General features: G+C 64.3%; 25 protein-coding genes and 1 pseudogene. 13 read left to right on the top strand and 13 right to left on the bottom strand.

Annotated elements, in window-relative coordinates:
* Positions 1 to 4: 4 nt before the first annotated feature.
* Positions 5 to 1,393 carry a 3-deoxy-7-phosphoheptulonate synthase class II gene (locus IVB48_RS37405; RefSeq protein WP_085395858.1) on the bottom strand — a complete coding sequence of 463 codons (1,389 nt, stop codon included), beginning with the start codon at positions 1,391 to 1,393 and terminating at the stop codon, positions 5 to 7.
* 181 nt (positions 1,394 to 1,574) lie between these two features.
* Between IVB48_RS37405 and IVB48_RS37400 the strand changes: the two genes are divergently transcribed.
* Positions 1,575 to 2,471, top strand: coding sequence for an alpha/beta fold hydrolase (locus IVB48_RS37400; protein ID WP_247408106.1), 897 nt, complete (start codon positions 1,575 to 1,577; stop codon positions 2,469 to 2,471).
* Positions 2,472 to 2,478: 7 nt separating this feature from the next.
* Here the strand turns inward: IVB48_RS37400 and IVB48_RS37395 are convergent, their stop codons facing one another.
* Complete coding sequence (locus tag IVB48_RS37395) at positions 2,479 to 2,742, bottom strand: hypothetical protein (protein WP_247408103.1); 264 nt, start codon at positions 2,740 to 2,742, stop codon at positions 2,479 to 2,481.
* Between the two features lie 187 nt (positions 2,743 to 2,929).
* A complete protein-coding gene (locus tag IVB48_RS37390) occupies positions 2,930 to 4,414 on the bottom strand; it encodes an aldehyde dehydrogenase family protein (RefSeq protein ID WP_247408814.1) in 1,485 nt (494 codons plus the stop codon).
* 113 nt (positions 4,415 to 4,527) lie between these two features.
* Here IVB48_RS37390 and IVB48_RS37385 point away from each other — a divergent pair, with 113 nt between their 5' ends.
* Entirely contained in the window at positions 4,528 to 5,610 is a 1,083-nt protein-coding gene (locus IVB48_RS37385; RefSeq protein ID WP_027569428.1) for a substrate-binding domain-containing protein, read from the top strand.
* 33 nt (positions 5,611 to 5,643) lie between these two features.
* Here the strand turns inward: IVB48_RS37385 and IVB48_RS37380 are convergent, their stop codons facing one another.
* Positions 5,644 to 6,219 (bottom strand): hypothetical protein, encoded by a 576-nt coding sequence (locus IVB48_RS37380; protein WP_247286690.1) that lies wholly within the window; start codon positions 6,217 to 6,219, stop codon positions 5,644 to 5,646.
* A gap of 157 nt (positions 6,220 to 6,376) precedes the next feature.
* On the opposite strand from IVB48_RS37380, the gene IVB48_RS37375 reads away from it, so the two are divergent.
* Positions 6,377 to 7,315, top strand: a complete 939-nt coding sequence (locus IVB48_RS37375; protein WP_027569426.1) for a LysR family transcriptional regulator — start codon at positions 6,377 to 6,379, stop codon at positions 7,313 to 7,315.
* A gap of 101 nt (positions 7,316 to 7,416) precedes the next feature.
* Here the strand turns inward: IVB48_RS37375 and IVB48_RS37370 are convergent, their stop codons facing one another.
* Positions 7,417 to 7,848, bottom strand: a complete 432-nt coding sequence (locus IVB48_RS37370) for a hypothetical protein (protein WP_247408100.1) — start codon at positions 7,846 to 7,848, stop codon at positions 7,417 to 7,419.
* On the opposite strand from IVB48_RS37370, the pseudogene IVB48_RS41500 reads away from it, so the two are divergent.
* A pseudogene (locus IVB48_RS41500) lies at positions 7,765 to 8,265 on the top strand (AraC family transcriptional regulator); the annotation flags it as partial. The gene IVB48_RS37370 and the pseudogene IVB48_RS41500 sit on opposite strands and share 84 nt — an antisense overlap.
* A gap of 129 nt (positions 8,266 to 8,394) precedes the next feature.
* Here IVB48_RS41500 and IVB48_RS37360 read toward each other — a convergent pair.
* The 5 genes from IVB48_RS37360 to IVB48_RS37340 all read right to left on the bottom strand — a co-directional run bounded on the left by IVB48_RS37360 (position 8,395) and on the right by IVB48_RS37340 (position 11,124).
* Positions 8,395 to 8,979, bottom strand: coding sequence for a TIGR00645 family protein (locus tag IVB48_RS37360; RefSeq protein WP_027517271.1), 585 nt, complete (start codon positions 8,977 to 8,979; stop codon positions 8,395 to 8,397).
* Between the two features lie 33 nt (positions 8,980 to 9,012).
* Entirely contained in the window at positions 9,013 to 9,648 is a 636-nt protein-coding gene (locus IVB48_RS37355) for a TerC family protein (RefSeq protein WP_247408099.1), read from the bottom strand.
* The gene (locus IVB48_RS37350; RefSeq protein WP_027569423.1) at positions 9,645 to 10,007 is read right to left on the bottom strand and encodes a hypothetical protein; all 363 of its coding nucleotides are present in this window, start codon (positions 10,005 to 10,007) and stop codon (positions 9,645 to 9,647) included. Before IVB48_RS37350 ends, IVB48_RS37355 begins: the two co-directional genes overlap by 4 nt.
* 2 nt (positions 10,008 to 10,009) lie before the next feature.
* Positions 10,010 to 10,483, bottom strand: coding sequence for a tellurite resistance TerB family protein (locus tag IVB48_RS37345; RefSeq protein ID WP_027569422.1), 474 nt, complete (start codon positions 10,481 to 10,483; stop codon positions 10,010 to 10,012).
* Positions 10,484 to 10,743: 260 nt separating this feature from the next.
* Entirely contained in the window at positions 10,744 to 11,124 is a 381-nt protein-coding gene (locus tag IVB48_RS37340) for a nuclear transport factor 2 family protein (protein ID WP_027569421.1), read from the bottom strand.
* A gap of 165 nt (positions 11,125 to 11,289) precedes the next feature.
* Between IVB48_RS37340 and IVB48_RS37335 the strand changes: the two genes are divergently transcribed.
* The 7 genes from IVB48_RS37335 (at position 11,290) to IVB48_RS37305 (ending at position 19,768) form a co-directional block, all read left to right on the top strand.
* On the top strand, positions 11,290 to 13,047 hold the full coding sequence (locus IVB48_RS37335; protein WP_247408097.1) for an MOSC and FAD-binding oxidoreductase domain-containing protein: 1,758 nt from the start codon (positions 11,290 to 11,292) through the stop codon (positions 13,045 to 13,047).
* Positions 13,048 to 13,062: 15 nt separating this feature from the next.
* Positions 13,063 to 13,659: a redoxin domain-containing protein gene (locus tag IVB48_RS37330; RefSeq protein WP_247286700.1), complete on the top strand. Its 597-nt coding sequence runs from the start codon at positions 13,063 to 13,065 to the stop codon at positions 13,657 to 13,659.
* 50 nt (positions 13,660 to 13,709) lie between these two features.
* Positions 13,710 to 15,176 (top strand): PLP-dependent aminotransferase family protein, encoded by a 1,467-nt coding sequence (locus IVB48_RS37325; RefSeq protein WP_247408095.1) that lies wholly within the window; start codon positions 13,710 to 13,712, stop codon positions 15,174 to 15,176.
* 74 nt (positions 15,177 to 15,250) lie between these two features.
* Positions 15,251 to 15,877: an FMN-binding negative transcriptional regulator gene (locus IVB48_RS37320; RefSeq protein ID WP_247408094.1), complete on the top strand. Its 627-nt coding sequence runs from the start codon at positions 15,251 to 15,253 to the stop codon at positions 15,875 to 15,877.
* Between the two features lie 92 nt (positions 15,878 to 15,969).
* A complete protein-coding gene (locus IVB48_RS37315) occupies positions 15,970 to 16,797 on the top strand; it encodes a class II glutamine amidotransferase (RefSeq protein ID WP_027569417.1) in 828 nt (275 codons plus the stop codon).
* Positions 16,798 to 16,818: 21 nt separating this feature from the next.
* Positions 16,819 to 18,045, top strand: a complete 1,227-nt coding sequence (locus IVB48_RS37310) for a carboxylate-amine ligase (RefSeq protein WP_247408091.1) — start codon at positions 16,819 to 16,821, stop codon at positions 18,043 to 18,045.
* Positions 18,046 to 18,628: 583 nt separating this feature from the next.
* A complete protein-coding gene (locus IVB48_RS37305; protein WP_247408090.1) occupies positions 18,629 to 19,768 on the top strand; it encodes a hypothetical protein in 1,140 nt (379 codons plus the stop codon).
* A 6-nt stretch (positions 19,769 to 19,774) separates the two neighbouring features.
* Here IVB48_RS37305 and gor read toward each other — a convergent pair whose 3' ends face one another.
* The 3 genes from gor to rpiA are packed head-to-tail and all read right to left on the bottom strand — an operon-like array spanning position 19,775 to position 22,452.
* Positions 19,775 to 21,163: a glutathione-disulfide reductase gene (gene gor / locus IVB48_RS37300; RefSeq protein WP_247408087.1), complete on the bottom strand. Its 1,389-nt coding sequence runs from the start codon at positions 21,161 to 21,163 to the stop codon at positions 19,775 to 19,777.
* Positions 21,164 to 21,217: 54 nt separating this feature from the next.
* Positions 21,218 to 21,736, bottom strand: a complete 519-nt coding sequence (locus IVB48_RS37295; RefSeq protein ID WP_027569412.1) for a DUF2059 domain-containing protein — start codon at positions 21,734 to 21,736, stop codon at positions 21,218 to 21,220.
* Between the two features lie 2 nt (positions 21,737 to 21,738).
* Positions 21,739 to 22,452, bottom strand: a complete 714-nt coding sequence (gene rpiA, locus IVB48_RS37290) for a ribose-5-phosphate isomerase RpiA (RefSeq protein ID WP_247360366.1) — start codon at positions 22,450 to 22,452, stop codon at positions 21,739 to 21,741.
* Between the two features lie 176 nt (positions 22,453 to 22,628).
* Here rpiA and IVB48_RS37285 point away from each other — a divergent pair, with 176 nt between their 5' ends.
* Positions 22,629 to 23,318 carry an HAD-IA family hydrolase gene (locus IVB48_RS37285; RefSeq protein ID WP_027517257.1) on the top strand — a complete coding sequence of 230 codons (690 nt, stop codon included), beginning with the start codon at positions 22,629 to 22,631 and terminating at the stop codon, positions 23,316 to 23,318.
* A 136-nt stretch (positions 23,319 to 23,454) separates the two neighbouring features.
* The gene (locus IVB48_RS37280) at positions 23,455 to 23,952 is read left to right on the top strand and encodes a hypothetical protein (protein WP_247408085.1); all 498 of its coding nucleotides are present in this window, start codon (positions 23,455 to 23,457) and stop codon (positions 23,950 to 23,952) included.
* Positions 23,953 to 24,043 lie beyond the last annotated feature (91 nt).

Genomic DNA, 24,043 nt, shown 5'->3' with positions numbered 1-24,043 from the left:
GGTCTCAGAGCCCCGCTGCGACCGGCATCGGCCTGACCTTGCCGGCGCGTTCCTGCTTGAGCAGTTCTGCGACCAGGAAAGCCATGTCGATGGATTGCTCGGCGTTGAGCCGGGGATCACAGACCGTGTGATAGCGGTCGTTGAGATCCTCGTCGGTGATCGCGCGGGCGCCGCCGAGGCACTCGGTGACGTCCTGACCGGTCATCTCCAGATGCACGCCGCCGGCATGGGTGCCTTCCGCGGCGTGAATCGCGAAGAACGACTTCACCTCCGACAGGATGCGGTCGAAGGGCCGCGTCTTGTAACCTGACGTCGAGGTGATGGTGTTGCCGTGCATGGGGTCGCACGACCAGACCACCACTTTGCCCTCGCGCTTTACGGCGCGGATCATGTTCGGCAGGTGCTCGCCGATCTTGTCGGAACCGAAGCGGCCGATCAGCGTCAGCCGGCCCGGTTCGTTGTCGGGATTGAGCACGTCGATCAGCTTCAGCAGTTCGTCGGGCTTGAGCGACGGTCCGCATTTGAGCCCGATTGGATTCTTGATGCCGCGGAAATATTCGATATGGCCGTGGTCGAGCTGGCGGGTGCGGTCACCGATCCAGATCATGTGACCCGAGGTCGCGTACCAGTCGCCGGTGGTGGAATCGACGCGGGTCATGGCCTGCTCGTAGCCGAGCAGCAGGGCCTCGTGGCTGGTGTAGAAATCGGTGGCGCGCAGCTCCGGGTGGGCCTCGAGATCGAGGCCGCAGGCGCGCATGAAATTGAGCGCATCAGAGATGCGGTCGGCCAACTCCTTGTAGCGGCGGGACTGCGGACTATCCTTGAGGAAGCCGAGCATCCACTGATGCACGCTGCCGAGATTGGCGTAGCCGCCGGTCGCGAAGGCACGCAGCAGGTTCAGCGTCGCGGCCGACTGGCGATAGGCCATCAGCTGGCGCTGCGGATCAGGGACACGCGCTTGCTTGGTGAAGGCGATGTCATTGACGATGTCGCCGCGATAGCTCGGCAGCTCGACACCGTCGATCTTCTCCATCGGCGAGGACCGAGGTTTTGCGAACTGGCCGGCGACGCGCCCGACCTTCACCACCGGGACGGCGCCGGCATAGGTCAGCACCACCGCCATCTGGAGCAGCACGCGAAAGAAGTCGCGGATGTTGTTGGCGCCGTGCTCGGCAAAGCTCTCGGCGCAGTCGCCGCCCTGCAGCAGGAAGGCCTCACCGGCCGCGACCCGCGCCAGCGCCTTTTTCAGATTGCGCGCCTCGCCCGCGAACACCAGCGGCGGAAAGGTCGCAAGCTGCGCCTCGACGTCGGCCAGGGCCTTGGCGTCGGGATAATCGGGCACCTGTAGCACCGGCTTGCTGCGCCAGGACTCGGGCGTCCACCGCTCGGACATCGCAATCTCTCCGTGAAGCAAAAAGCACAACCTGATCTGTGGGTTGCGAGGGTCGCCTTATACACAGGCTGGCCACCGGCCGCCAGTTGTAAATCCATCTGGCACTGCAAAGCCTTGCGGGGAAAGCCAAATTCGCATTTGCTGGGAAACGGCTTGGAAACTGGCAAGATACCTTCGGCCCATGGACGTGGCACTGGACGACGTTTTCATCGACGAGATCAGCTTCCCGGCGACCGACGGGTATGCGCTGAGCGGTACGCTATTCTTGCCGCGCGGCACCAAACGTCATGCCGTGTTGGTCAATTCGGCGACGGCCGTCCCGCGAAAAATCTATCGCGGCTTTGCCTCCTATCTCGCCCATCGCGGTTGCGCGGTCCTGACCTACGACTATCGCGGCATCGGGGACTCCCGGCTGCCGGCGATGGTTGGCTACAACCAGCCGAAATCGCTGGTCGGCTTCAAGGCCTCGATGTCGGACTGGGCCGCGCTCGACGTTACCGCCGCAGTGCACTGGATGCGCGAGCGGTACAACACTCTCCCTCTCGCCTATATCGGCCACTCCTTTGGCGGCCAGGCCCTCGGGCTAATCGCGAACAACACGGAGATTTCGCGCGCCGCGTTCGTGGCCTCGCAGGCCGCGACCTGGCGGCTGATGACGTCACCGGAAAAATACCGCGTCTTTGCCTTCATGAATTTTGTCGGTGTGCCGCTCGTGCACGCGCTCGGTTACGCGCCGGGCTGGGCCGGCATCGGTGAGGATTTGCCCAAGGGCGTCTTCCTGCAATGGGCCGAGTGGGTCTCGAGCCCCCGCTATCTCTTCGATTCAAAGCTGCCTGAGCTGGAGAATTTCGCCAAGTTCAAGGGCGAGTTGCGCACACTCTGCTTTTCCGACGATCCCTGGGCGACGCGGCCCGCGGTCGAGCTGCTTGCGAGCGGATTCACCGCGATCAAGCCGGAGGTGCTCAACGTGAAGCCGTCCGACGTCGGCGCCAAGGCGATCGGCCATTTCGGCTTCTTCCGCCCCGACCACCGCGACACATTGTGGCGCGGCGTCGCGGAATGGATCCAGGGAGAGTAGACTTCGCTTACCGGAGGATCGTGGTCAGCGACGAGTAGCGCTTGTTCGGCTTGACTTCGCCCGGCGCGAATTGCGCAAACGCCTCGCTGACGCGGACGGCCGGCGGCGTATCGCCGGCGAAACGAAACTCCTTTGGCCGCGGTGCGTAGAAGCTGGCGCTGTAATAGGCGTCGTCGAAGCGTGCCTCGCCGACCCCGAACACTGCGTCGCACGCGAACAGGAGCGCATAGACTCCCGCGACCGCGACGACGACCTCCCTGAGAACTGACATGCTGATGCCCCACCCTGTTGCAGGCAGGATGCACGCCGGTTCCAAAGCCGGAGTTTAAGGCCGCACAGTTCTTGTCCGCAGGGTTTGCCGCCGCTGAGCGGAATGCAGACAATTCTATCGATCTCGAAAAAGGAGCCCGCCTGCACGTGGGGGCAGGCGGGCTCCAGGCTTGGCCGCTCGGGAGGTATCAGACGGCCAGATTCATCCAGACAGCCTTGGGCTCGGTGAAATTGTCGAGCGCGGCGGTGCCATGCTCGCGGCCGAGGCCGGAGTCGCGCTCGCCGCCCCAGGGCAGCCGCACGTCGGTATAGCCATAGGTGTTCATCCAGACCGTGCCCGCGCGCGCCCGCTTGGCGAAGCGCTGCAGCTTGCCGATGTCGCGGCTCCACACGCCGGCGGCGAGGCTGTAGGCCGTGCCGTTGGCAATCCGCAAAGCGTCGGCCTCGTCCTTGAACTTGATGACGCTGACGACGGGCCCGAAGATCTCCTCCTGCGAGATCCGCATCTCGTGCGCGACATTCGCGAACACCGCGGGGCTGATGAAGTAGCCGCGGTCGCCGACCTTCTCGCCACCCGTGACGAGGGTCGCGCCCTCCTTCCGGCCGATCTCGACATAGTCGAGGATCGACTTCATCTGCTTCTCTGAGATCACGGGACCGAGCGTCGTCTTGCGGTCGAGCGGGTCGCCGATCCTGAGCGACTTCGCGCGCGCCGCCAGTCGCTCGACGACCTCGTCATAGGCCTTCTCCTGCACGAGCACGCGGGAGCCGGCCGAGCAGACCTGGCCGGCGTTGAAGAAGATGCCGGAAGCCGCAGCTTTCGATGCGGCTTCGAGATCGGCATCGTCGAAAATGACGTTGGCCGACTTGCCTCCCAGCTCGAGCGAGATGCGCTTGAAGTTGCTTGCGGCGGCCTTCATGATTCCCCGCCCCACACCGGGAGAGCCGGTGAAGGTGACCTTGTCCACGTCAGGGTGATTGACCAGCGCGTCGCCGACGACCCGGCCGGGGCCAGTGACGACGTTGAAGACGCCCGCCGGCAGGCCGGCTTCGAGCGCGAGCTCGGCGATGCGTAGCGCCGACAACGAGGTCAGCTCGGCCGGCTTCATCACGATGGTGCAGCCGCAGGCCAGCGCCGGCGCGAGCTTCCACATCCCGATCATCAGCGGGAAATTCCAGGGCACGATCGCCGCGACCACGCCGACCGGCTCGCGCACGGTGTAAGTCAGGGCATCATCGCGCACGGGCACGACGTCGCCGCTGATCTTGTCGGCCCAACCGGCGTAGTAGATCAGCGTGTCGACGGCGGCCGGAAAATCCTGCCGCGATGTCGCGGAGATCGGCTTGCCGGCGTCGATCGACTCGAGCTCGATGATCTCCTCGGCGTGGACCTTGAGCAGGTCTGCCCAGCGCAGCAGGATCTGGCCGCGTTCGGACGCCCGCATCGTGCGCCAGGGACCTTCGAAAGCGCGGCGCGCGGCGGCGACCGCATGCTCCACGTCGGCCTCGTTGCCTTCGGCGACGACGGCGATGACCTGCCCAGTGGCCGGATTGAGCGACTTGAAGGTGCGACCGGAGCTAGCGGGGACGCGGCGGCCGTTGATCAGCAGATGCTGTGGGCGGGACATGAACTCGCTCGCAGGCGAATGCACAAAGTCATATGCAACGGACATCATATCTTCTCCAGTTCTGGTATACCAGACTAGGCGCCTAGGGACGGGAGTAAATATGATATGGATTGCAAATGGACCACCATCATATGAAGTGCAGTTCATAAGGAAGACCGATGCTTCAGATCGAGATCGAGGCCGTCTGGCGGTTTCGCCGCGAGGGGAATCCGCGCACCGCCATCATCATGCTCGGCGTCCTCAACGAGATCAGGAGAACCGGGAAGATCACCAGCGCGGCCAAGGACGCGCATCTCTCCTATCGCCATGTCTGGAATCTGATCGAGCAATGGTCGGAGTTCTTCGGCACGCCGCTGGTCGAGACCCAGCGCGGCAAAGGCTCAAAGCTCACACCGTTCGGCGAGCGGCTGGTGTGGGCGGGCGAGCGCATGCAGGCCCGGCTCGGACCTCAGCTTGAAAATTTGGCGCAGGAGTTGGCAAGCGAGATCAAGCCATTCCTCGAGCAGCGCCCGTCGGTGATCCGCGTGCATGCCAGCCACGGCTTTGCGGTCGCAAAACTGCGCGAATTCCTCGACCGCGAGCCCGGCATCGGCGTCGATCTGCGCTATGTCAGCAACCAGCATTCGCTGGTCTCGCTGGCGCAGGGCGCCTGCGATCTCTCCGGCCTGCATCTGCCGCACGGCGCGCTGCGCGCCCAGGGCATCAAGGCTGCGCGCGAATGGCTCGATCCCCGCGAGGATCGCATCATCAGCTTCGTCACACGCGAAATGGGATTGATGGTCGCGCGCGGCAATCCGCTGCGCATCGCTTCGCTTGATGATCTCACCGGACCCAAAGTCCGCTTCGTCAACCGCGATCACGATTCCGGCACGCGGCTTCTGTTCGACCAACTGCTTGCAGCAAACGGCATCGACGAGAGCCGCATCAACGGCGCGCAGCAGATCGAATTCACCCACGCCGCGGTCGCAGCCTATGTCGCGAGCGGCATGGCTGACGCGAGTTTCGGCGTCGAAGCCGCGGCCCGGCATTTCGGCCTCGATTTCATCCGGCTCCTGACCGAGGATTATTTCTTCGTCTGCAAGCGCGCGTTCCTGGACACCGAGCCGATGCAGCGCATCCTGGAGATCATCCGCAGCGCCGATTTTCGCGCGGCCGTCGCGACACTACCCGGCTATGTGCCGTCGGACACGGGCACCGTCACCGGCGTGAAGGCGTTTCTGGAGATGCACGCCGTGCGATGATGCCGAAGGATGCCGTCGCCTTGTCCGCGCCGGTCAGATCGCCGGCTCGTCCTTCAGCGCCGACAGGACCCGCTCGCCCTGCGCGGTCAGCCGGTACGTCACCAGCGGACGGCTCGACGGCGGCTTTCGCGCGAGCTCGACGATGTAGCCGCGCACCATCAGGGCTTCGAAGCTGCCGTAATAGCCGAACATGCTGATCTGGTTCTGCCTGAGCAGCTTGAACTCGCGCAAGAGACGGATCTCGTTGCCCGACAGCAGTGAGCGGCGCACGCGTTGAACGAACCGCGCGCGCTGCTCGAACCAGGCCTGGTCCGGCAGTTCGTGCAAGGCCGGTGCCGGGGCCCGTTCGCAGAGACGCGCGTCCTGCGCAATCTCAACCATCACCTGCGGCAGGCTCGGCATACTGCTGGTGACAACCGCGTCCTTCGCAACGTCGAGCAACGCGAGCGGCCAGCGCCGCTTGTTGTCCACCATAACAGGCGGTGGCACGACGCTGTCGCGCACCAGTTGCTCGAAGCGTCCGGCGGTCACGCCGACATAGGCGGCCGCGCGACGGCGATCGACCAGGCGCGTGTCCGGCGCGACCTCGCAAACAATGTTCTCGTCCACCCCGAATCCCCTGGCGCCTCGTTGCGCATGGCATGACGGTCTGGCGGAACCGGCAATCCGGCGGCGAACCTAGGTGGGAGGAGCGCGCTCGAAAAGCACAGAATTTCGCACATGTTGATGCCGTTTCAGCAACAGCTATAATCCAGCCGGGGGTCCCATGCGCTTTCACTCACCGGCCATCCAGTACTTCCACGCCGTTCGCCGCACCGGTTCGATCCGGGCCGCGGCGCGCCTGCTGAACGTTGCCTCGTCCGCCGTAAGCCGCCAGATTCTCAAGCTTGAACAAGAGGTTGGGTCACCGTTGTTCGAGCGCAATGCGCGCGGCCTGACGCTGACGACGGTCGGCGAGATGTTGGCCCGGCACGTCATGAACGTGCTCCAGGACCTCGACCGCTTCCGCTCGGACGTCGCGTCCCTGTCCGGGACGTGGCACGGCACTGTCAGCATTGCCTGCATCGAGTCGCTCACGGAGTCGGTGCTGCCGGACCTGATAGCCGCCCATCGCGGCCGCGCCCGGCGCGTCAGCTTCACCACCGAGGTGAAGGGATCGTCGGATGTGCTGGAGGCCCTGAGCCGCGGCGAGGCCGACATCGGTATCGCCATGGCGCTTCGCCATCCGCCGGATCTGCGCCAGGTCGCGTTGAAGCGGTTTCGCCTCGGCGCGGTCGTGGCGTGCGATCATCCCCTGGCGCGCGGCAAGACGGTCACGCTGACCCAATGTCTCGCCTTTCCAGTCATCCACGCGCTGCCGGAGCTATCGATCTACCATCTGCTCCAGCCGCTGATCGCGCAGCTGTCCGAGACGCCGGAGCCTGCCATCCAGGCCAACTCGATCGACCTGATGCGCGAGCTCGCCGCGCGCGGCGTCGGCGTCGCCTTCCAGACCCAGCTCGGCATCGACCGACTGTCGCGCGACAGCCGGCTCGTCTTCCTGCCGCTCGACAACGCCGGCAGTCCGGTGTGGTCAGATCTCGGCATCTACGTTCGCGCCGAGCGCACCCTGCCCGCCCACACGGAATCCTTCCTCCAGGAGCTGGTGCGCGAATTGGGCGAGCGCGAGCGGCGGGAAAACGCGGCCTATCCGCAGGTTGCGTGATGAAGCGTCGCAGTAGTCTTCCGGGATAGGGCCGATGGTCGACCATCTGATACCGTTTGTATTTTGCGGCTCATCCCTCACGCCAGGATTCCGAGATGCCGCTATGTCGGCTGAAGCCTTCGCGAATCCTCGGCATCGAGCGCTTCTCGGATTTCGCCGAGTTTCGCGCCAACGAAGTGCTCGGCCTCGGCATCAGCACGCCGCTCCGCCCGCGCGAATTCTCGCTGTCTCGCGCCATCCTGCCGCTCCAGGATGGGCTGTTCGTGCTCCAGCGCTCCTTTGCACGGCGGTTTGAGGCCGAGATCGGCACGGACAATGGTGTCGGCCTCGTTGTCCCCCTCGCGTTTCACTCCACCTCCAACGGCCGCGAGGTCGACAATTCCACGATTGCCATGATGCGCGGCAAAGCGCCCGTAGATGCGATCGAGCATCATCCCAACACTTACCTGATGCTGCGCTTCAACTCGGACATGCGTCATCGCGGCTGGACGGATTTCGACACGGGCCTCGCATATGTTCGCGCGCAGGACCATCCGATGGCGCGCCTGCGTACCGCTATCCTGGAGATGTTCTCGCTCGCCTCGGCGTGCAACGATCCCCGGCAATTCGAGGCGCTCAACCGACCCATCCAGGAGACGCTGCTCGCCTGCCTCGACGATGCGCTCGCGCCGGCAGGCGGGCTAACCGCGCGACGCGGATCGTTCGCCAAGCACCGCAAGCTGATCGCGCGCCTCGACGAAATGGTCATGTGGTCCGGCAGCAAGGCACTCTACAGTGACGACCTCGCCTCTGCGCTCGGCGTATCGGTGCGTACGCTCCAGACGGCCGCGCACGCAGTGCACGGCGTGAGCCTGCACCACTATCTGCGCCTCAAGCGGCTGTGGTCCGCCCGCATCCAGCTCATGGTCGGAGGCGGCGGCATGAGCGTCAAGGCCGCAGCGCTCGGCAACGGCTTCTGGCATCTTGGTGAGTTCTCGCGCGGCTACAGATTGGCGTTCGGCGAGACGCCTCCGAGACGCTGGCGCGGAGCCGACGTCCCTGAGCGCAGCCTTCGGTCTTTGAGCGGCCGTGTGTCACGCTCAGCCGTGGCCGGCTCCCTTGCGCTGGCCGCTATCGCCGAGGCGGTCGACCCAGGCGATGCCGATCGCGGAGATGATGAAGGTCAAGTGGATCAGCACCTGCCACATCACGCCGCTCTCGGTGAAATTACTCCGCGTCGTGCCGAGATTACCTGCCTCGATGAAGGTCCTGAGCAGAGAGATCGAGGAGATGCCGATGATCGCCATCGCAAGCTTGATCTTGAGCACGCTGGCGTTGACGTGGCTGAGCCATTCGGGCTCGTCCGGATGACCGCTGAGGTTCAGGCGCGAGACGAAGGTCTCGTAACCGCCGACGATCACCATCACCAGCAGGTTCGAGATCATCACGACGTCGATCAGCCCGAGCACGACCAGCATGATCTGCTGCTCGCTGGCGTCGAACGAGTGCACGACCAGATGCCAGAGCTCCTTCAGAAACAGCAGCACATAGACGGCCTGCGCGACGATCAGGCCGACATAAAGCGGGACCTGCAGCCAGCGCGAGCCAAAGATGAGTTGGGCAAACGCGCCGATTTGCGGCGCCGGCACGGAAACCGCCGAAGGTGCTTTGGGTTCGGACGTCATTGATAACTCCGGATGATGGACAGGCACGTTGCCTCAGAGACTCGCGATCACAGGCGCGAGCTCGAGCGACCCGCGATAGATCATCTCGAAGGCGACGTAAACGATGATGGCGAGGCCGACATAGCCGATCCAGCGCTGCTTCTGGAGCACGCGGCCGAGCAAATCGGCGGCAACGCCCATCAGCGCGACCGACAATAACAGGCCGAAGGCGAGGATGTAGGGATGCTCGCGCGCGGCGCCCGCGACCGCGAGCACGTTGTCGAGCGACATCGAGACGTCGGCGGCGACGATCTGCACGGCCGCCTGTTTGAAGGTCTTTTGGGAGGCAGGAGCAGCGCTGCTGCCGCCATGGCTGAAAGCGAGCTCGTTCGCATGCGCGGACTGTTCGCGCAGCTCCCGCCACATCTTCCAGCAGACCCAGAGCAGCAGCACGCCACCGGCGAGCAACAGCCCGATCACTTGCAGAAGCTGGGTCGCGACTCCGGCGAAGACGATGCGCAACGCAGTGGCGGCGATGATGCCGACGACGATGGCGCGCCGGCGCTGCTCGGCCGGCAGGCCGGCTGCGGCAAGGCCGATGACGACGGCATTGTCGCCGGCGAGCACGAGGTCGATCAGGACGACCTGAAGCAGCGCGGTCAGCGCTTCGGTGGTGATGAATTCAGTCATGATTGGTCATTTTTCGGTGCGGCAGGATCGAGCCATTGTGGCTTCTTCCGCTCGACCCAATCCAAAACCTTGCCGCGCGAGGATCGCAGTGCGGGAACGTCTTCTGCGAGCAAAGCGAGGCCGAGCGGGAGCATCCAGATTCCGAGCACCGGCAGGAACGAGAGCACGCCGCCGACAATAAGCAGCGCGCCCGAGGGGATTCTCACCCAGCGGCTGGACGGCTTGAGCAGATAGGTGACGGTGTCACCCATGCGTGGCGGGAGGCGACGGACGAGCTTGTCGAGGCGCGGGTCGCCGCCGGCCATCTGGCCGGTAGCACCCGCAGTCCCTGTCTTATCTTCGTCCGAAACTACGCTCATGCTTACTCCTCGGCGGCGATGCGTTGTTCGGCCCGCACTGCACCCGGCGCCACCTGCTTTGCGCGCGGCAGCACCAGCGTCAGCAGGCGCAACAGCTTGATCGCCTGCACTTCGTGGGGATGCACGTCCTCGTCGGCGGCCGCGACGCGCTCCGACAGTTCCATCAAATGAGCCGACAGCGGCAGGTCCGAAACCGGACGCAAATTCTCGATCACCACATTGGCGAAATCCGGCTCCTCGAGTCGTTCGGCAAGCTCGTCGAACATGGCGTAGAGCCGGTCCTCCGATATGTGCGGCGCCAGCTTGCGATCCCGGATGAAACGGACGACCTCGTCGCGTTCGACCGGCGAAACTTGGCGGTCGGCAACCGCAACCAGCGCGCCGACGATCACCAGCGCCACCGCAGCCTGCTCGTTCAGGCTGGACGGCTCGGTGATCTCGATTTCGATCGGATTGGAATGCTTGGCGTCGGACATCGTTGCTCCCTTATCTTGCGAAATGACCGCACGGAGCTGCGATGGGGACGATTGGGTCGGAGAGACTCTCAAGAAGGCCCGACGATCGGCCGATCCATCGCATTCGCGCGGGACAGGTCATCCGACATCACGAGGTTTGCCGACAGCGTCGGCGTCCTCGCCAGAGGGGCCCGGATTCTTGTTCCTTCCACACATAAAGATGGGACTGTCGGAATCAAGGCGACGCGACTGCGACCAGCCGCCGCATCGGGTTCCGTGTGTTACTCCACCCGCTCGACAAGATGCGCCCGCGAGGGCGAGGGCTCGAACCTGTCGCCGAAATACTGCGTCTCGTGCGCCACCAGGCCGTCGCGGAATTCCATGATGCTCACCACGTAAGACGGCACCCCGTCATAGGTCAGCACGAATTCGCTCACCCAGAGATCGTTACCGCCGACGATTCGCCGAACCGTGAAGCGCTTCTTGTTCGGTTGCACGAACCGGCTCTGCTGGATGTTGCTGCGACCGCGGATGCGCTCGCCGGATTGCGGATAGTCGAGCACCGCGTCCCCGCGATAGATGTCGTGCTCGGCCTCGAAATCGTTCGCATCCGAAGCGTCCCAATGCCGCTGGAGCGCGGCCAGCTTGCCCTGATCATCCATCGTGGCCTCCCGTTGTCCCGATTGCGTTGGCGTTACGGCATCTCAGATTGGCCTCAGGGCCGCCGGTGGCAAGGCTTGCTCGCAACCTCTAACAACGACTAACGAGCCAAAAACGCCCTCTTGCTGCAAGGATGACGGCAGAACCGCGCAGCCAGATCGGGAACAATGGCACGTCTGCTTTCAATCAATGTCGGCCTGCCGCGCGACGTCGCCTGGCAGGGTCGGACCGTCCACACCGGCATCTGGAAGGCGCAGGTCACAGGCCCGCGCAGGGTGCGCCGGCTCAACATCGATGGCGACGGCCAGGGCGATACGGCCGGTCATGGCGGCGAACATCGTGCCGTATTCGTCTATCAGGACGAATCCTATCGGCACTGGCAGGAGCATCTCGGTCGATCGAACCTCGTTCATGGCCAGTTCGGCGAGAACTTTACGGTCGAGGGCCTCGCCGACACCAACGTGTGCATCGGAGACCGCTACAGGATCGGCTCTGCCCTGTTCGAAGTGACGCAGCCGCGCGTCACCTGCTACCGGCTCGGCATTCGGATGGACGAGCCGGACATGGCCGCGCTGCTGGTCAGGCACGGGCGGCCCGGATTCTATTTCCGTGTGCTCGAGGAAGGCGACGTCGAAGCCGGTGACGAGATCAAACAGATCGCTGTGGGACCCGAGCGCATGAGCGTGTTCGAGGTCAATGCGCTGCTTTACCTGCCGCCTCATCCGCGCGAACGCCTGGAGCGCGCGCTGCAGATTCCCGCGCTGAGCCGCGGGTGGCAGCGTTCATTCGCGGCGCTGCTCGAGCAGCAGAAGGACAACAAGATCGCGGGAAACGCCGGACTTGGGCCGGCGGCGAGCCCTCCTCCGGCCTGGCGCGGATTCCGCTCATTTCGCGTGGCGCGCAAGATCGCCGAAAGCGGCAACGTGACGTCGCTGATCCTCGAACCCGCCGACGGACATCCCGTGGCGGCCGCCCTGCCCGGTCAATTCGTCGTCATCAGGCTCGAACCTTCCGCTGCGCAGGCGATGACGCGCAGCTATTCGCTGTCGAGCGGCGCCGATGCCGCGTCCTATCGCATCAGCGTCAAGCGCGAAGCGCACGGCGCCGCCAGCCGCTACATCGCCGACGAGCTGGTGGACGGCGCTGCCGTGCAGCTCGGTGCGCCACGCGGCAGTTTCACGCTCCGGCAAGATGCGCGTCCCGTCGTCCTGCTGAGCGCCGGCATCGGCGTCACTCCGGTACTCGCAATGCTCCACGCCCTCGCCGCCGAAGGGACGACGCGGGACGTGTGGTGGCTGCACGGCACCCGCAACGGCCGCGAACATGCATTCGCCGCCGAGGCGCGCGAGTTGCTAGGTGGGCTCTCTCGTCACCATAGCCACGTCTGCTACAGCGCGCCTGACCCGGACGATCGTCTCAATGTGGCGTTCGATACAGCCGGACATCTCGACGGACGCCTGCTCCAGACCCTGAGCGTGCCGCGTGACGGCGATTTCTATCTGTGCGGACCGGCAGCTTTCATGAGCGATCTGAAAGCTGGCCTCGCAACGCTGGGCATCGCACCGGATCGCATCCACACCGAATTGTTCGGCGCCGGACCATCCTTGACGCCCGGCATAGCGTCCTCCCCGCAGAAGCGAGCGCACTCGCCGGTTGGCGCTCCTGGCCCCGGCCCGATGGTTTCGTTCGCCCGCAGCGGCCTCAACGTGTGCTGGGGACCGGCCTACGCCAGTCTGCTGGAATTGGCCGAAGCTTGCGACGTCCCCGTGCGCTGGTCGTGCCGGACCGGCGTCTGCCATAATTGCGAGAGCGGATTGATCGCGGGGACGGTCGACTATGCGCCGGATCCGCTCGATCCGCCGGCGGACGGCAATGTCCTGATCTGCTGCTCACGGCCCCGAAACGACGTCGTGATTGATCTGTAAAACTGGGAGAGCGTAATGCGACCTGACATGATACCGGGAGTAACTTTCCCTGATTACGAGCTCAGCGACCACACCGGCAAACATCGAAAGCTCTCCGAGCTGCAGGCGGGCGATCCGATGGTGCTCGTGCTCGGCCGCGGTGGATTTTGTCCCAAGGATCGCCGCCAGGCCGAAGGCTTGCTGCAACTCCATCGCGAAATGGAGGTGGGCTATTGCCGGATGGTCACGATCACGACCGACAATATCACCCAGACCAGTGAATATCGCAGCGGCGTCGGAGCGCACTGGCCCTTCCTCTCGGATTCGCGGCGCCTCGTTCAGAAAGATCTCGACATCGCCGAATACACCGACCCCGTCCATAATCCGATGATTCCGCACGTGGTCGTGCTCGAGCCCGGCCTTGTCATTCACAAGATCTATAACGGCTACTGGTTCTTCGGCCGTCCAACCGTCGAAGAACTCCGCCAGGACCTCAGGGCAGTCGGCATGAAGTGCCGGCCGGATTGGGACATCGCGGCGCCCGGCCTCAGGGCACTGTGGGACCAGGGCCGCAAGGAGCATTTTCATCCCTACGGCAAGGCTTACGTCGAAACTCTCGGCGAACGGGACTAGAACCACATTCCGACATCGTCCGCTCGGGCGAATGCCGGCTTGGAATGTGGATGATCCAGATGAAGACCAATCCTGCTCTCCGTGCCGACCGCATGGGCGCGCGCCAGATCTACGAGGCCTTGAGAGATCAGATCCTGGCGCGGGTGTACGGGATCGACGGGTTGCTGCCGTCCTCGCGCGCGCTGGCCGGCGAAATGGGCGTGGCACGCTCGACCGTCACGATCGCCTACGAACAGCTCGCCGCCGAGGGCTTCATCGAGACACGCCATGGCGCGCGGCCGCGGGTGGCCCGCGCCGTAGTCGAGCGGGGACACGCGCGCATCGTGTCGCGAGCGGCGGCGCGGAAGGTGCGGCTGTCGGCCTTCGGGGACCGATTGCTTCAAGACCCGCCGCGCTGGACCGAGCCGCCGCGCGGGCTTGTCGCGAACTTCCGCTATGGCGAGCTCGCGCCGTCGGATTTCCCGGTAGTGGCCTGGAAGAAGGCCGTGACTGCCGCGATGGCGCGCAAGCCCGAGCGGCTGGCCTATGACGATCCCTGCGGCGCGCTGCGGCTGCGGACCGCACTCCAAGGCTATCTCTGGCGGTCGCGCAGCGTCCGCTGCGAGGTCGATCAGATCGTCGTCGTCAACGGCTCGCAGCAGGGCCTCGACATCTGCGCGCGCCTGCTGCTCGACGCCGGCGAGCGCTTCGTGATGGAGGATCCCGGCTACCAGATGGCGCGGCACACCTTTGCGGCGACGGGCGCCGAGACGATCCCGATCCCGGTCGACGCGGATGGACTGGAGACCACGCGGCTCGACGGCGTCGAAGCCCGCCTCGCCTATGTCACGCCGTCGCACCAATATCCGCTCGGCGGCGTCATGCCGATCGGACGCCGGCACCAATTGCTCGCCTGGGCCAGGGCAAACGACGCCTACGTGATCGAGGACGATTACGACAGCGAGTATCGCTACGACACCAAGCCGATCCCGCCCCTGCACGCGCTGGCAGGCGGCGGCAATGTGATCTATCTCGGCACCGTCTCCAAGACGCTCTCGCCGACCTTGCGGATCGGCTATCTTGTTGTGCCCGCCGCCCTGCGATCCCTGTTCGCCGCGGCCAAGCAGATCATGGACAGGCACACGCCGCTGATCGAGCAGGACGCTCTCGCGTCGATGCTCGAAAGCGGCGCCTATGACAGCCACATCAGGCGCGTGCGCCGGCGCAACGCCGAACGCCAGCGAGCGCTGCTCGACGCGCTTCGCCGCCGGTTCGGGGATCGCGTCCGGATCGAGGGCACTGCCGCCGGCCTGCACATCGTGGCGTGGTTCGACGACCTGCCGCAGAAGCGAGAGGACGCGTTGATCAAGGAGGCCCATTCCAAGGGCGTCGGCATCTATCCCGTCTCGGCACTGTTCGTCGGACCTCGCCGACCGCGCAAGACAGTCGGCCTCGTCATGGGCTATTCGGCACTGGAGGTCGCACAAATCGAGCGCGGCTGCAGGCTTCTTGCACAGGCCGTCGCCGAACTGGACTGATCAAATAGACGATAACTGGCAGTTTCTTACAGGCCAGATTCCGGCTATCTCCAGACCAACATCGGAGATAGACCATGTACATCCCTCCCGCCTTCAAGGACGACATCGAGAGCATCCGGGCGACCATTCACGGCGCCCGCCTCGCCAGCCTGGTCACGGCCACCAGCGAAGGCCCCGTCGCCACGCCGCTGCCGCTCTTTCTCGACGAGGGCGAAGGCGAGCATGGCGTGCTGTACGGACATGTGGCGAAAGCCAATTCGCAATGGAAACTGCCGCCGATCGGAGAGGCGCTGGCGATCTTTGGCGGTCCCGACGCCTATGTGACGCCGTCCTGGTATGCGACCAAGCAGGAAACCGAAAAGGTCGTGCCGACCTGGAACTACGTCGCCGTGCATGCCTACGGCCCAGTCGAATTCTTTCAAGACCCCGAGCGCCTGCTCGACGTCGTGACGCGGCTCACGAACAGGCATGAAGGATCGCGTGCCAAGCCTTGGGCCGTTACGGATGCCCCTGCCGATTTTATCGCCGCGCAGTTGCGCGGAATCGTCGGCGTGCGCATTCCCGTCGTGCGGTTCGAAGGCAAGCGCAAGATGAGCCAGAACCGTCCCGAGGCCGATCGCGTCGGCGTCGCACAAGGTCTCGCAGCGAGCGAGAACGCGGATGATCGCGAAGTTGCGCCATTGATTCCGGTTCCGGTGTAGTGGCCACTTGGTTCCCGACACTCGCTGTCGGGAACCATCGTCCTGTCAGGTTCGTTGATACATTTCAGCAAGCATCTCCTGACAGGATTCCCATGTGTCGCTGGATCGCATACCGGGGCGAGACCACGTCTTTCGAACCCTACGTCACCGAGCCCGAGCATTCGCTGATCGCGCAAAGCATCCGCTCGCTCCAGTCGACCGCCGGCTCGAATGGCGACGGCTTTGGTCTCGGCTGGTACGGCGAGCATCCGGAGCCTGGTCTTTATCGTGAAACACGCCCGGCCTGGTCGGACGAGAATCTCCGCTACCTCTGCCGCCATTTGCGCTCGCATCTGTTCTTCGCTCATGTGCGCGCCGCCACCGGCACGGCAGTGACGCGGCAGAACTGCCATCCCTTTGCCTGCGGCCAGTGGATGTTCATGCACAACGGCTTCGTCGGCAGCTGGAATCGCCTGCGGCGCAAGGTCGAGGCGCTGATCCCCGATGCCTACTACCCCTCGCGGACAGGCACGACCGATTCAGAAGCCGTGTTTCTCGCCATGATGGGCGCGGGACTCGATGCCGATCCGCTCGGCGCAACGCATCGCGTGCTGCGAGCCCTCGTCGGCCTCGTCAACGAAGGCGAGCTTCGTGAGCGGCTCCGCTTCACCAGCGCCATCGCCAACGGCCGGGATCTCTATGCCTTCCGGGTCGCCGTCAACGATGCCGCCAACACGCTGTATTTCCGCGAGGCCGGCGGCCAGGTCATCGTGGTGTCCGAGCCGTTCGACAAGGAAACGGATTGGACGGAAGTGCCCCCGAATCACGCGCTGGTCGCACGTGCGTCCGAAAGCGCGAAAATTGTTCCGTTCGACCTTGCAATTTCCGGTGGGGCCGACGCGGAACCCGCCCCTGTCAGAAGGATTATCGCCCGCAGGTAAATACCTTGGCCGGGTGGCACAATGACATTTGCATCAGACGTTTTGAAACTGCTGCGGCTCGATTCCTCGGAAGACAAGCAGCACCTCGTCATTCGCTCCGCCGGCGGACGCGGCAAGGCCGCGGAATATTCGTTCGGCATCGAGGAGGAATACTTCCTCGCCGATCGGCGCAGCCTTGAGGTCGCGATCCAGACCCCGAATGAGCTTTTCGAATCTGCGAACTGGTCCACCGGCGGCCAGGCGATGCGGGAGATGTTGCAGTCGCAGCTCGAGGTCGCCACCAACGTTCATGTCGACGTCGCCGACGCGCGCGAAGAGCTTCGCTTCCTGCGTCGCGAAGTCGCAAACGTCGCGGCACAATACGGTTTCGTGACCATGGCCTGCGGCACGCATCCGACCGCGGTCTGGCGCATGTCGCAGCCGAGCCCGAAGCCGCGCTACGAGGAGATGATCGAGGATCTGCGCAGCATCGGCCACCGCAACCTGATGTGCGGCATGCATGTGCACGTCCAGTTGCCAGATCCCGAGAAGCGCATGGCAGTGATGCGAGCGATGCTGCCGCATCTGCCGTTGTTCATCGCCCTGTCGGCCTCCTCGCCGTTCTGGAATTCACACAAGACCGGGCTGAAGGGCTATCGGCTCGCCGCCTATTCCGAGCTGCCGCGCACCGGCCTGCCAGAATTGTTCGAGAGCAGGCAGGATTACGACGAATATATCGGCGCGTTGCAGCGCTCCGGCGTGATCCCCGATGAAAGCCACATCTGGTGGGCCATGCGCCCCTCCATGAAGCACCCGACCCTCGAACTGCGTGCGCCCGATACCTGCACCTTCGTCGACGACGCCGTTGCCATTGCCTCGCTCTATCGCTGCCTGACCCGCTATCTCTACCTGCGGCCTCACCTCTCGAAGGAGGTCACCGCGGTCGAACGCGCGATCGCGGTGGAGAACAAATGGCGCGCCCAGCGTTACGGCACCGATTGCATCTTTGCCTCCAAGGACGGGCCGGTCGAGATCTCCGAGCTGCTCTCCCGGGTGATCGAGGACATCGCCGAAGACGCCGCCGCGCTGAACTGCGCCGCCGAGGTCGAACACTGTCGTACCATCGTCGAACGTGGCAGCTCGGCTGAATTCCAGCTTCGCGCCTTCCGCGACAATGCGGAGGACATCGCCGCGGTGTCGCGCTGGATCGCAGACGCGACGACCTCGGGAACGAGCACCCCGGCCGCCGGCGTTCCCGCGCCCTCATAGCGCCCGCGCAAGCTTCGGGAGCAACGATGTCGCTTCTGAATCCGGAAGGTCGCGGAGAGAACCATGAATCGCGTCAAATGTTGCGCCAGCTGTGGCCATGGCCTCATTCCGATGCTCTCGGCCAAAGGTCGCGCGGAGCTCAGCTGCCTGTGGTGCGAGCTCATCGAGGCGCGTGCAGTGGACATGGCGAAATGGGCTGACAGCCCGTACGGCAAGCCCGAGCGGACCCTCCGTCGATCTTTCGAATGAACGGCTTCAGACATCCGGCCGCCGACTTCTCCTGATCGGCGCGGCTGCACGTCCGCGCCAGAATGCCGACAAATTAGACAAGACACGTCTCGTCGCGAGGTTTGCAGACCGGGCGAACATGGCTATGCAGGCGGGTCCAGCGTGTCATCTAACCTCAGGTGCAACCTCGATTTTTCTTCGGGTGGCGGCGAGGCACAAAGCCTCCGTGCCGCGCGGCGCCTCGACTGGCCCAAAATTCGCAAGGCAGCATCAGGCCTGATCCCTGCTCTCGCGTTGGAGCAGCAAGAAGCGTGCGCCGAGAGACAGGGTGAGCGGTCTAGAATCGGAGAATGCCATGAACGTGCATGCCGCCGGCGATCTCAAAATCACCGGCCTCACCCGCCCGGACGGTGCCCCCCTTCGCCTCAACGCTCAGGAGTTTGTGGCGATCGACCGCGACCGGAATGCAAAGTTCGAGGCGACGTACCGGCCCCAAGCCCTCTACAATCGCGCCAACGAGGGCTTTCACACCAACAACGAAACTTTCCTGCTGCACGAAGTCGCGACCAATCTGCCGATCTATCTGCCCGACACCGGTCCCACAGATTTCCACCTTCATCTGCCGCCGGGCGGCTTTCAGCTCGTGCTGGTCACCTCGGGCGCGTTCACCTTCGATTACGACGGGCGCTTCTACAATGTCGGCCCCGGCGCGGTGATGCTGCAAAGCGCGATCGTGCACCGCCAGCTGTTCTACACCTGGTCGGGACTGTCGACCGAAGAGAATTTGAAGACGCCACAAACGGTGGTGCCGGATCCAATTTCCATGGGCTATTCCGGCAAATTCCTCGAAGCCTTCATCACCGATCCGACGACCTTTCCAAACCCGACCATTGTCGGCCCGGATCAGATCAACGAAGACGAGACGCCGCGTGTGGCCTGGAGCCACTCTCTCCATGATCGCCCTGCGGACGCAGGTTTTTGGCTCCAGGACCCGCTGGCGCTGGATGCCCTGTTCAAACCGCTCACCGACAGCGCGGTCAAATCATCCATGCCGGTCTATGTGCGCGATATCGGGATCGAAGTCCCGAGCGGACATCTCGTCACCGGCCACATCATCGCAACCGATCCGCGCGGCCAATCGCTCTTGCCCAAGAGCGCGTCGGCAGCAGCCAACACTACATGTTTCGCCAAGGGCGAGGTCGTGATCTACCGCGTCATCCGCGGCACGGCCGAATTCAAGAACAAGACTGGTGAGACCTTTGAGCTCACGGCCGGCGATGTGGTGACAGCGGGCAAGAACGCCACAAGTCTCGTCGGCGTGGGTGAGAACACGCAGGTCCTTCGGCTCGGCCTCCTCAAAGGCATGAACGACCTCCGCAGCTGGACGCCGACGCAACGCGACGAGATCGACGGCCTCGCCGGTCAGATCATCACACAGAAGGACATCCGTCCCCTGCGCACCGAGGGCAAGCCAGTCGGTTACCTCTATGGCTGAGCGGAGTTACTCCGCCGCCTGGCGGACGTGGCGTGCGGTCGGTGTGCGCATGGTGACGAGCTCTTCGGCCGCGCTCGGATGCAGCGCGATCGTCGTATCGAAATCGGCCTTGGTCGCCTTCATCTTCACCGCAATCGCGACCGCCTGCGTGATTTCGGCCGCGGCATCGCCGACGATGTGACAGCCGAGCACGCGATCGGAGGCGCCGTCGACGACGAGCTTCATCAGCACGCGGGTATCGCGGCCTGACATCGTCGCCTTGATGGGGCGGAACGTGGTCTTGTAAATGTCGACATGGCTGAATTGCGCGCGCGCCTCGGTCTCGGTGAGGCCGACGGTGCCGACCTCCGGCTGCGAGAACACGGCGGTCGGGATGTTGGCGTGATCCACCTGCACCTCGCGCTTGCCGAACACGGTGTCGGCGAACGCGTGGCCCTCGCGGATCGCGACCGGCGTCAGGTTGAAGCGATGAGTGACGTCGCCGATCGCATAGATGCTGTCGACCGAGCTCTTCGAGAAATGGTCGACCGCGATGCCGCCGTTCCGCGGGTTGATGGCGACGCCGGCCTTCTCCAGGCCGAGATTGGCGACGGCGGGATGGCGGCCGATCGCGAACATCACCTGGTCGGAGGCGAGGCTCGATCCGTTAGACAGATGCGTGGTGAATTCCTCGCCATGGCGATCGACCTTCGCCACCGTGCAGCCGGTGAGGATGGTGATGCCCTGCTTCTCCATCTCGGCGCGGACGTGGCCGCGAACGTCCTCATCGAAGCCGCGAAGAATGTTGTCGCCGCGATAGATGACTGTGACGTCGGAGCCGAAGCCGGCGAAGATGCCGGCGAATTCCAGCGCAATGTAGCCGCCGCCCTGGATCACGATCCGCTTCGGCAGCTTGGTCAGGTGAAACGCCTCGTTGGAGGAGATCACGTGCTCGATGCCGGGAATCGGAGCGCCGTGATTGGGCGCGCCGCCGGTGGCGATCAAAATGTATTTTGCGGTGATCTTCTTGTCGTTCTCGAGCAGGCGGACAGTGTGCTTGTCCTCGATCACCGCGCGGCTCTTGACGATTTGCGCGCCCGACTTCTCGACATTGGCGGTATAAGCCGCCTCCAGACGCGCGATCTCCTTGTCCTTGTTGGCGATCAGCGTAGGCCAGTCGAAGGTCGCAGGCGGAACGGTCCAGCCAAAACCGGCGGCGTCCTCGATCTCATGGCGGAAATGCGAGCCAATGACGAACAGCTTCTTCGGCACGCAGCCGCGGATCACGCAGGTCCCGCCCATGCGGTACTCTTCCGCGATCATCACGCGGGCGCCGTAACCAGCCGCGATGCGGGCGGCACGCACGCCGCCCGAACCGCCACCGATGACAAAGAGGTCGACGTCGAATTCAGCCATTGTCCACTCCGACCTCTTCAGAACATGATCCGGATTCTGATCAGATAGGGACTGTCAGATTTCCTTGCCACGCTTGCGCATCTCGGCGCGGAAGTTGCCCATCACGGTCTCGGAGAAGTTCTGGGCCCAGGAGTTCATGAAGGCCATGCTCAGCCCGATGGCGCGCGGCTCGGCCTCGATCAGCTTCTTGCCCAGCGGCGACTTGTAGAAAGTGACGAGATCCTTCAGCTCCTGCTCGGTGAACTCGCTGGCATAGACCTGCGCCATGCCATCGCCGATTTCGCTTTCGCGGCCCTTGAGCTGCTGGGCTACGATCTGGGCGACCTCGGTGAGGTCCTTCTGGTAGTTGAGGTTCTGCTGGATCAGCGCGATCTTGGTCTTATCGACCAGGCCGGGCACGGCGTTGGCGTACATCGCACTGGCGTTCTTGATCGTCAGGATCTCCTTGGCCGCCGCCACGGCGGCCGGCGACGATTTCGGCGCCGCTGCCTGCTGGGCCCCGGCCGGGGCGACCGAGAGGGCCAGTCCCACAGCGAGGGTCACGACCGGCAACAATTTCAAAACGCTCTTCATTCCTAGTCTCCTTTCGGCTTTCGCCGTTCAATCACGCGAATTCCCTCGCCACCGGCCAAAACAGCCGAACTGGCCAAGCCAATGAACAAACCATGCTCGACGACGCCGGGGATCGCGCTCAACGCCGTGGCGAGGCGGGCGGGATCCTCAATCTTTTCGAGCTGGGCATCGACGATCCAGTGGCCGCCATCGGTGACGAAAACGTGGCCGTCCTTGCCCTTGCGGACCGCCATCTGCCCGGAAACGCCGCATTCCGCAAACGCCTTCTCGATCGCGCGTCGCGTTGCGCCGAGCCCGAACGGAATGACTTCGATCGGTAGCGGAAAGCGGCCGAGTGTCGGCACCCATTTGGTGTCGTCGGCAATCACGATCATGCGATCCGAGGCGGCCGCCACGATCTTCTCGCGCAACAGCGCGCCGCCGCCGCCCTTGATCAGATTGAGTTCTGTGTCGATCTCGTCGGCGCCGTCGACGGTGATGTCGAGATGGTCGATCTCGTCCAGCGTGGTCAGCGGCACGCCGCAGCGAATTGCATCGAGGCGCGTCGCCTCGGAGGTCGGCACGCCGATCACTTTCAGTCCGGTGCGGACCCGCTCGCCGAGCAGTTCGACGAAATGTTTTGCGGTCGAGCCGGTGCCGAGCCCGAGCTGCATGCCGTCTCGGACGTCCTCGAGGGCGCGCGCCGCAGCCTGCCGCTTCAACTGGTCCATGTTCACGTTTGCGCCGTCCCTGAATTACGAGAGTGCTGCCCGATAGGCTTGCGGCGGCCTGTGTAGCCTCGTTTTCCCTCGGAGAACAGGGTCTGGGGGAACAGGCCTCCGGGCCCACCTTATAAGGTGATCTTATGGCTTCGGCCCTTGCGCGGGCGGGGCCGGGCCGGTAGCGCTGGGCCATGATCCCCTCCCACACCATCGTCTTCGATCTCGACGGCACGCTTGTGGATACGGCGCCCGACCTGATCACCGCGCTCAATTACGTGCTCGACCGCGAAGGGCTGCCGCCCGTGCCGATGGCCTCGGCCCGCAACATGATCGGCGCCGGCGCCCGCAAGCTGATCGAGCGGGGGCTGGAAGCCGAGGGCCGCAGCGTCACGGTTGCCGACATGGACCGGATGACGGCCGATTTCATCGCCTATTACGCCGACAATATCGCCGTCGAATCCCGGCCCTTCGAGGGGCTGGAGGCCGCGCTCGACCATTTTGCGGCCCAGGGCCATCGCCTCGCCGTCTGCACCAACAAGCTGGAATGGCTGTCGAAGCGCCTGCTGGACCAGCTCGACCTGAGCCGGCGCTTCGCGGCGATCTGCGGCGCTGACACTTTTGGCGTGCAGAAGCCCGATCCGACCATTTTCCGGGAAACGGTGGCGCGGGCCGGCGGGGAGGTCAAAGCAAGCATCATGGTCGGCGATGCCGGACCCGATGTCGGCGTGGCCCGGCGCGCCGGAGTTCCCGTGATCGGGGTCAGCTTCGGCTATACGGACGTGCCGATCGCCGAGCTGAAGCCGGACCGGCTGATCCATCACATGCGCGACCTTCCGGCCGCCGCCAGCAGCCTGATGACTGCGCAGGAAGCTCTCAAGTAGCTGAGATATCTTGATTATTTCGCAGAATCCCGCGTTAACCATCTACTAACTATGCGCGGCCGGCCGGTTGCTTGGTTCGAACGACGCTCCTAACTTCGCCCGGGGATGTGGCGGTTCGTCGCACTAGGTGGATGTCATGCGTCGTGTCATCTCGTTTGCGTTAGCTGGAGTAAGCGTCATCGGGGCAACAAGTCTTGCCGGCTGCTCCTCAATGTCTTCGACTTCCTGGGACATGTTCAAATCGGCCCCGCCGACCGTTCAGGTCCGGCTCGAATCCAATCCCCCGGGCGCTGACGCCACGACCTCACTGGGTGCAGGCTGCAAGACCCCCTGCTCCGTCTCGGTTCCCGCCCCCGAGGTCCCCTTCACGGTCGCTTTCGCGCTGCCGAAATACCAGCCGGTGAGCGTGCCGGTGAATGTCATCAGGAATCCCGGCGACTTCACCACCCCAGCCTCGGTCACCACCGACCCCAACCCGATTTTCGCGGAGCTCCAGCCGGCCGTTCCGCCGAAACCGGTCCGCAAGCCGCACCGGCCGAAGAGGCCGAAACCGGTGGCGCCCGCCGCTGCCCCGGCTGCTGCCGCACCGGCCGCGGGCTCGCCGTTCCCCGATCCGAACACCGGCAATCGCTGACCTCCGTCATCCCCCCAATTGTCTCTGACGCGTTCGATGCTTAGATTGCTTCCAGGACGCCGCTGAAGCAAAACTGCTCGCGTTGCCGCAA

It is taken from the genome of Bradyrhizobium sp. 76 (assembly GCF_023073025.1).
GTDB lineage: Bacteria > Pseudomonadota > Alphaproteobacteria > Rhizobiales > Xanthobacteraceae > Bradyrhizobium.
This window is presented reverse-complemented; position numbering and strand designations above follow the sequence as displayed.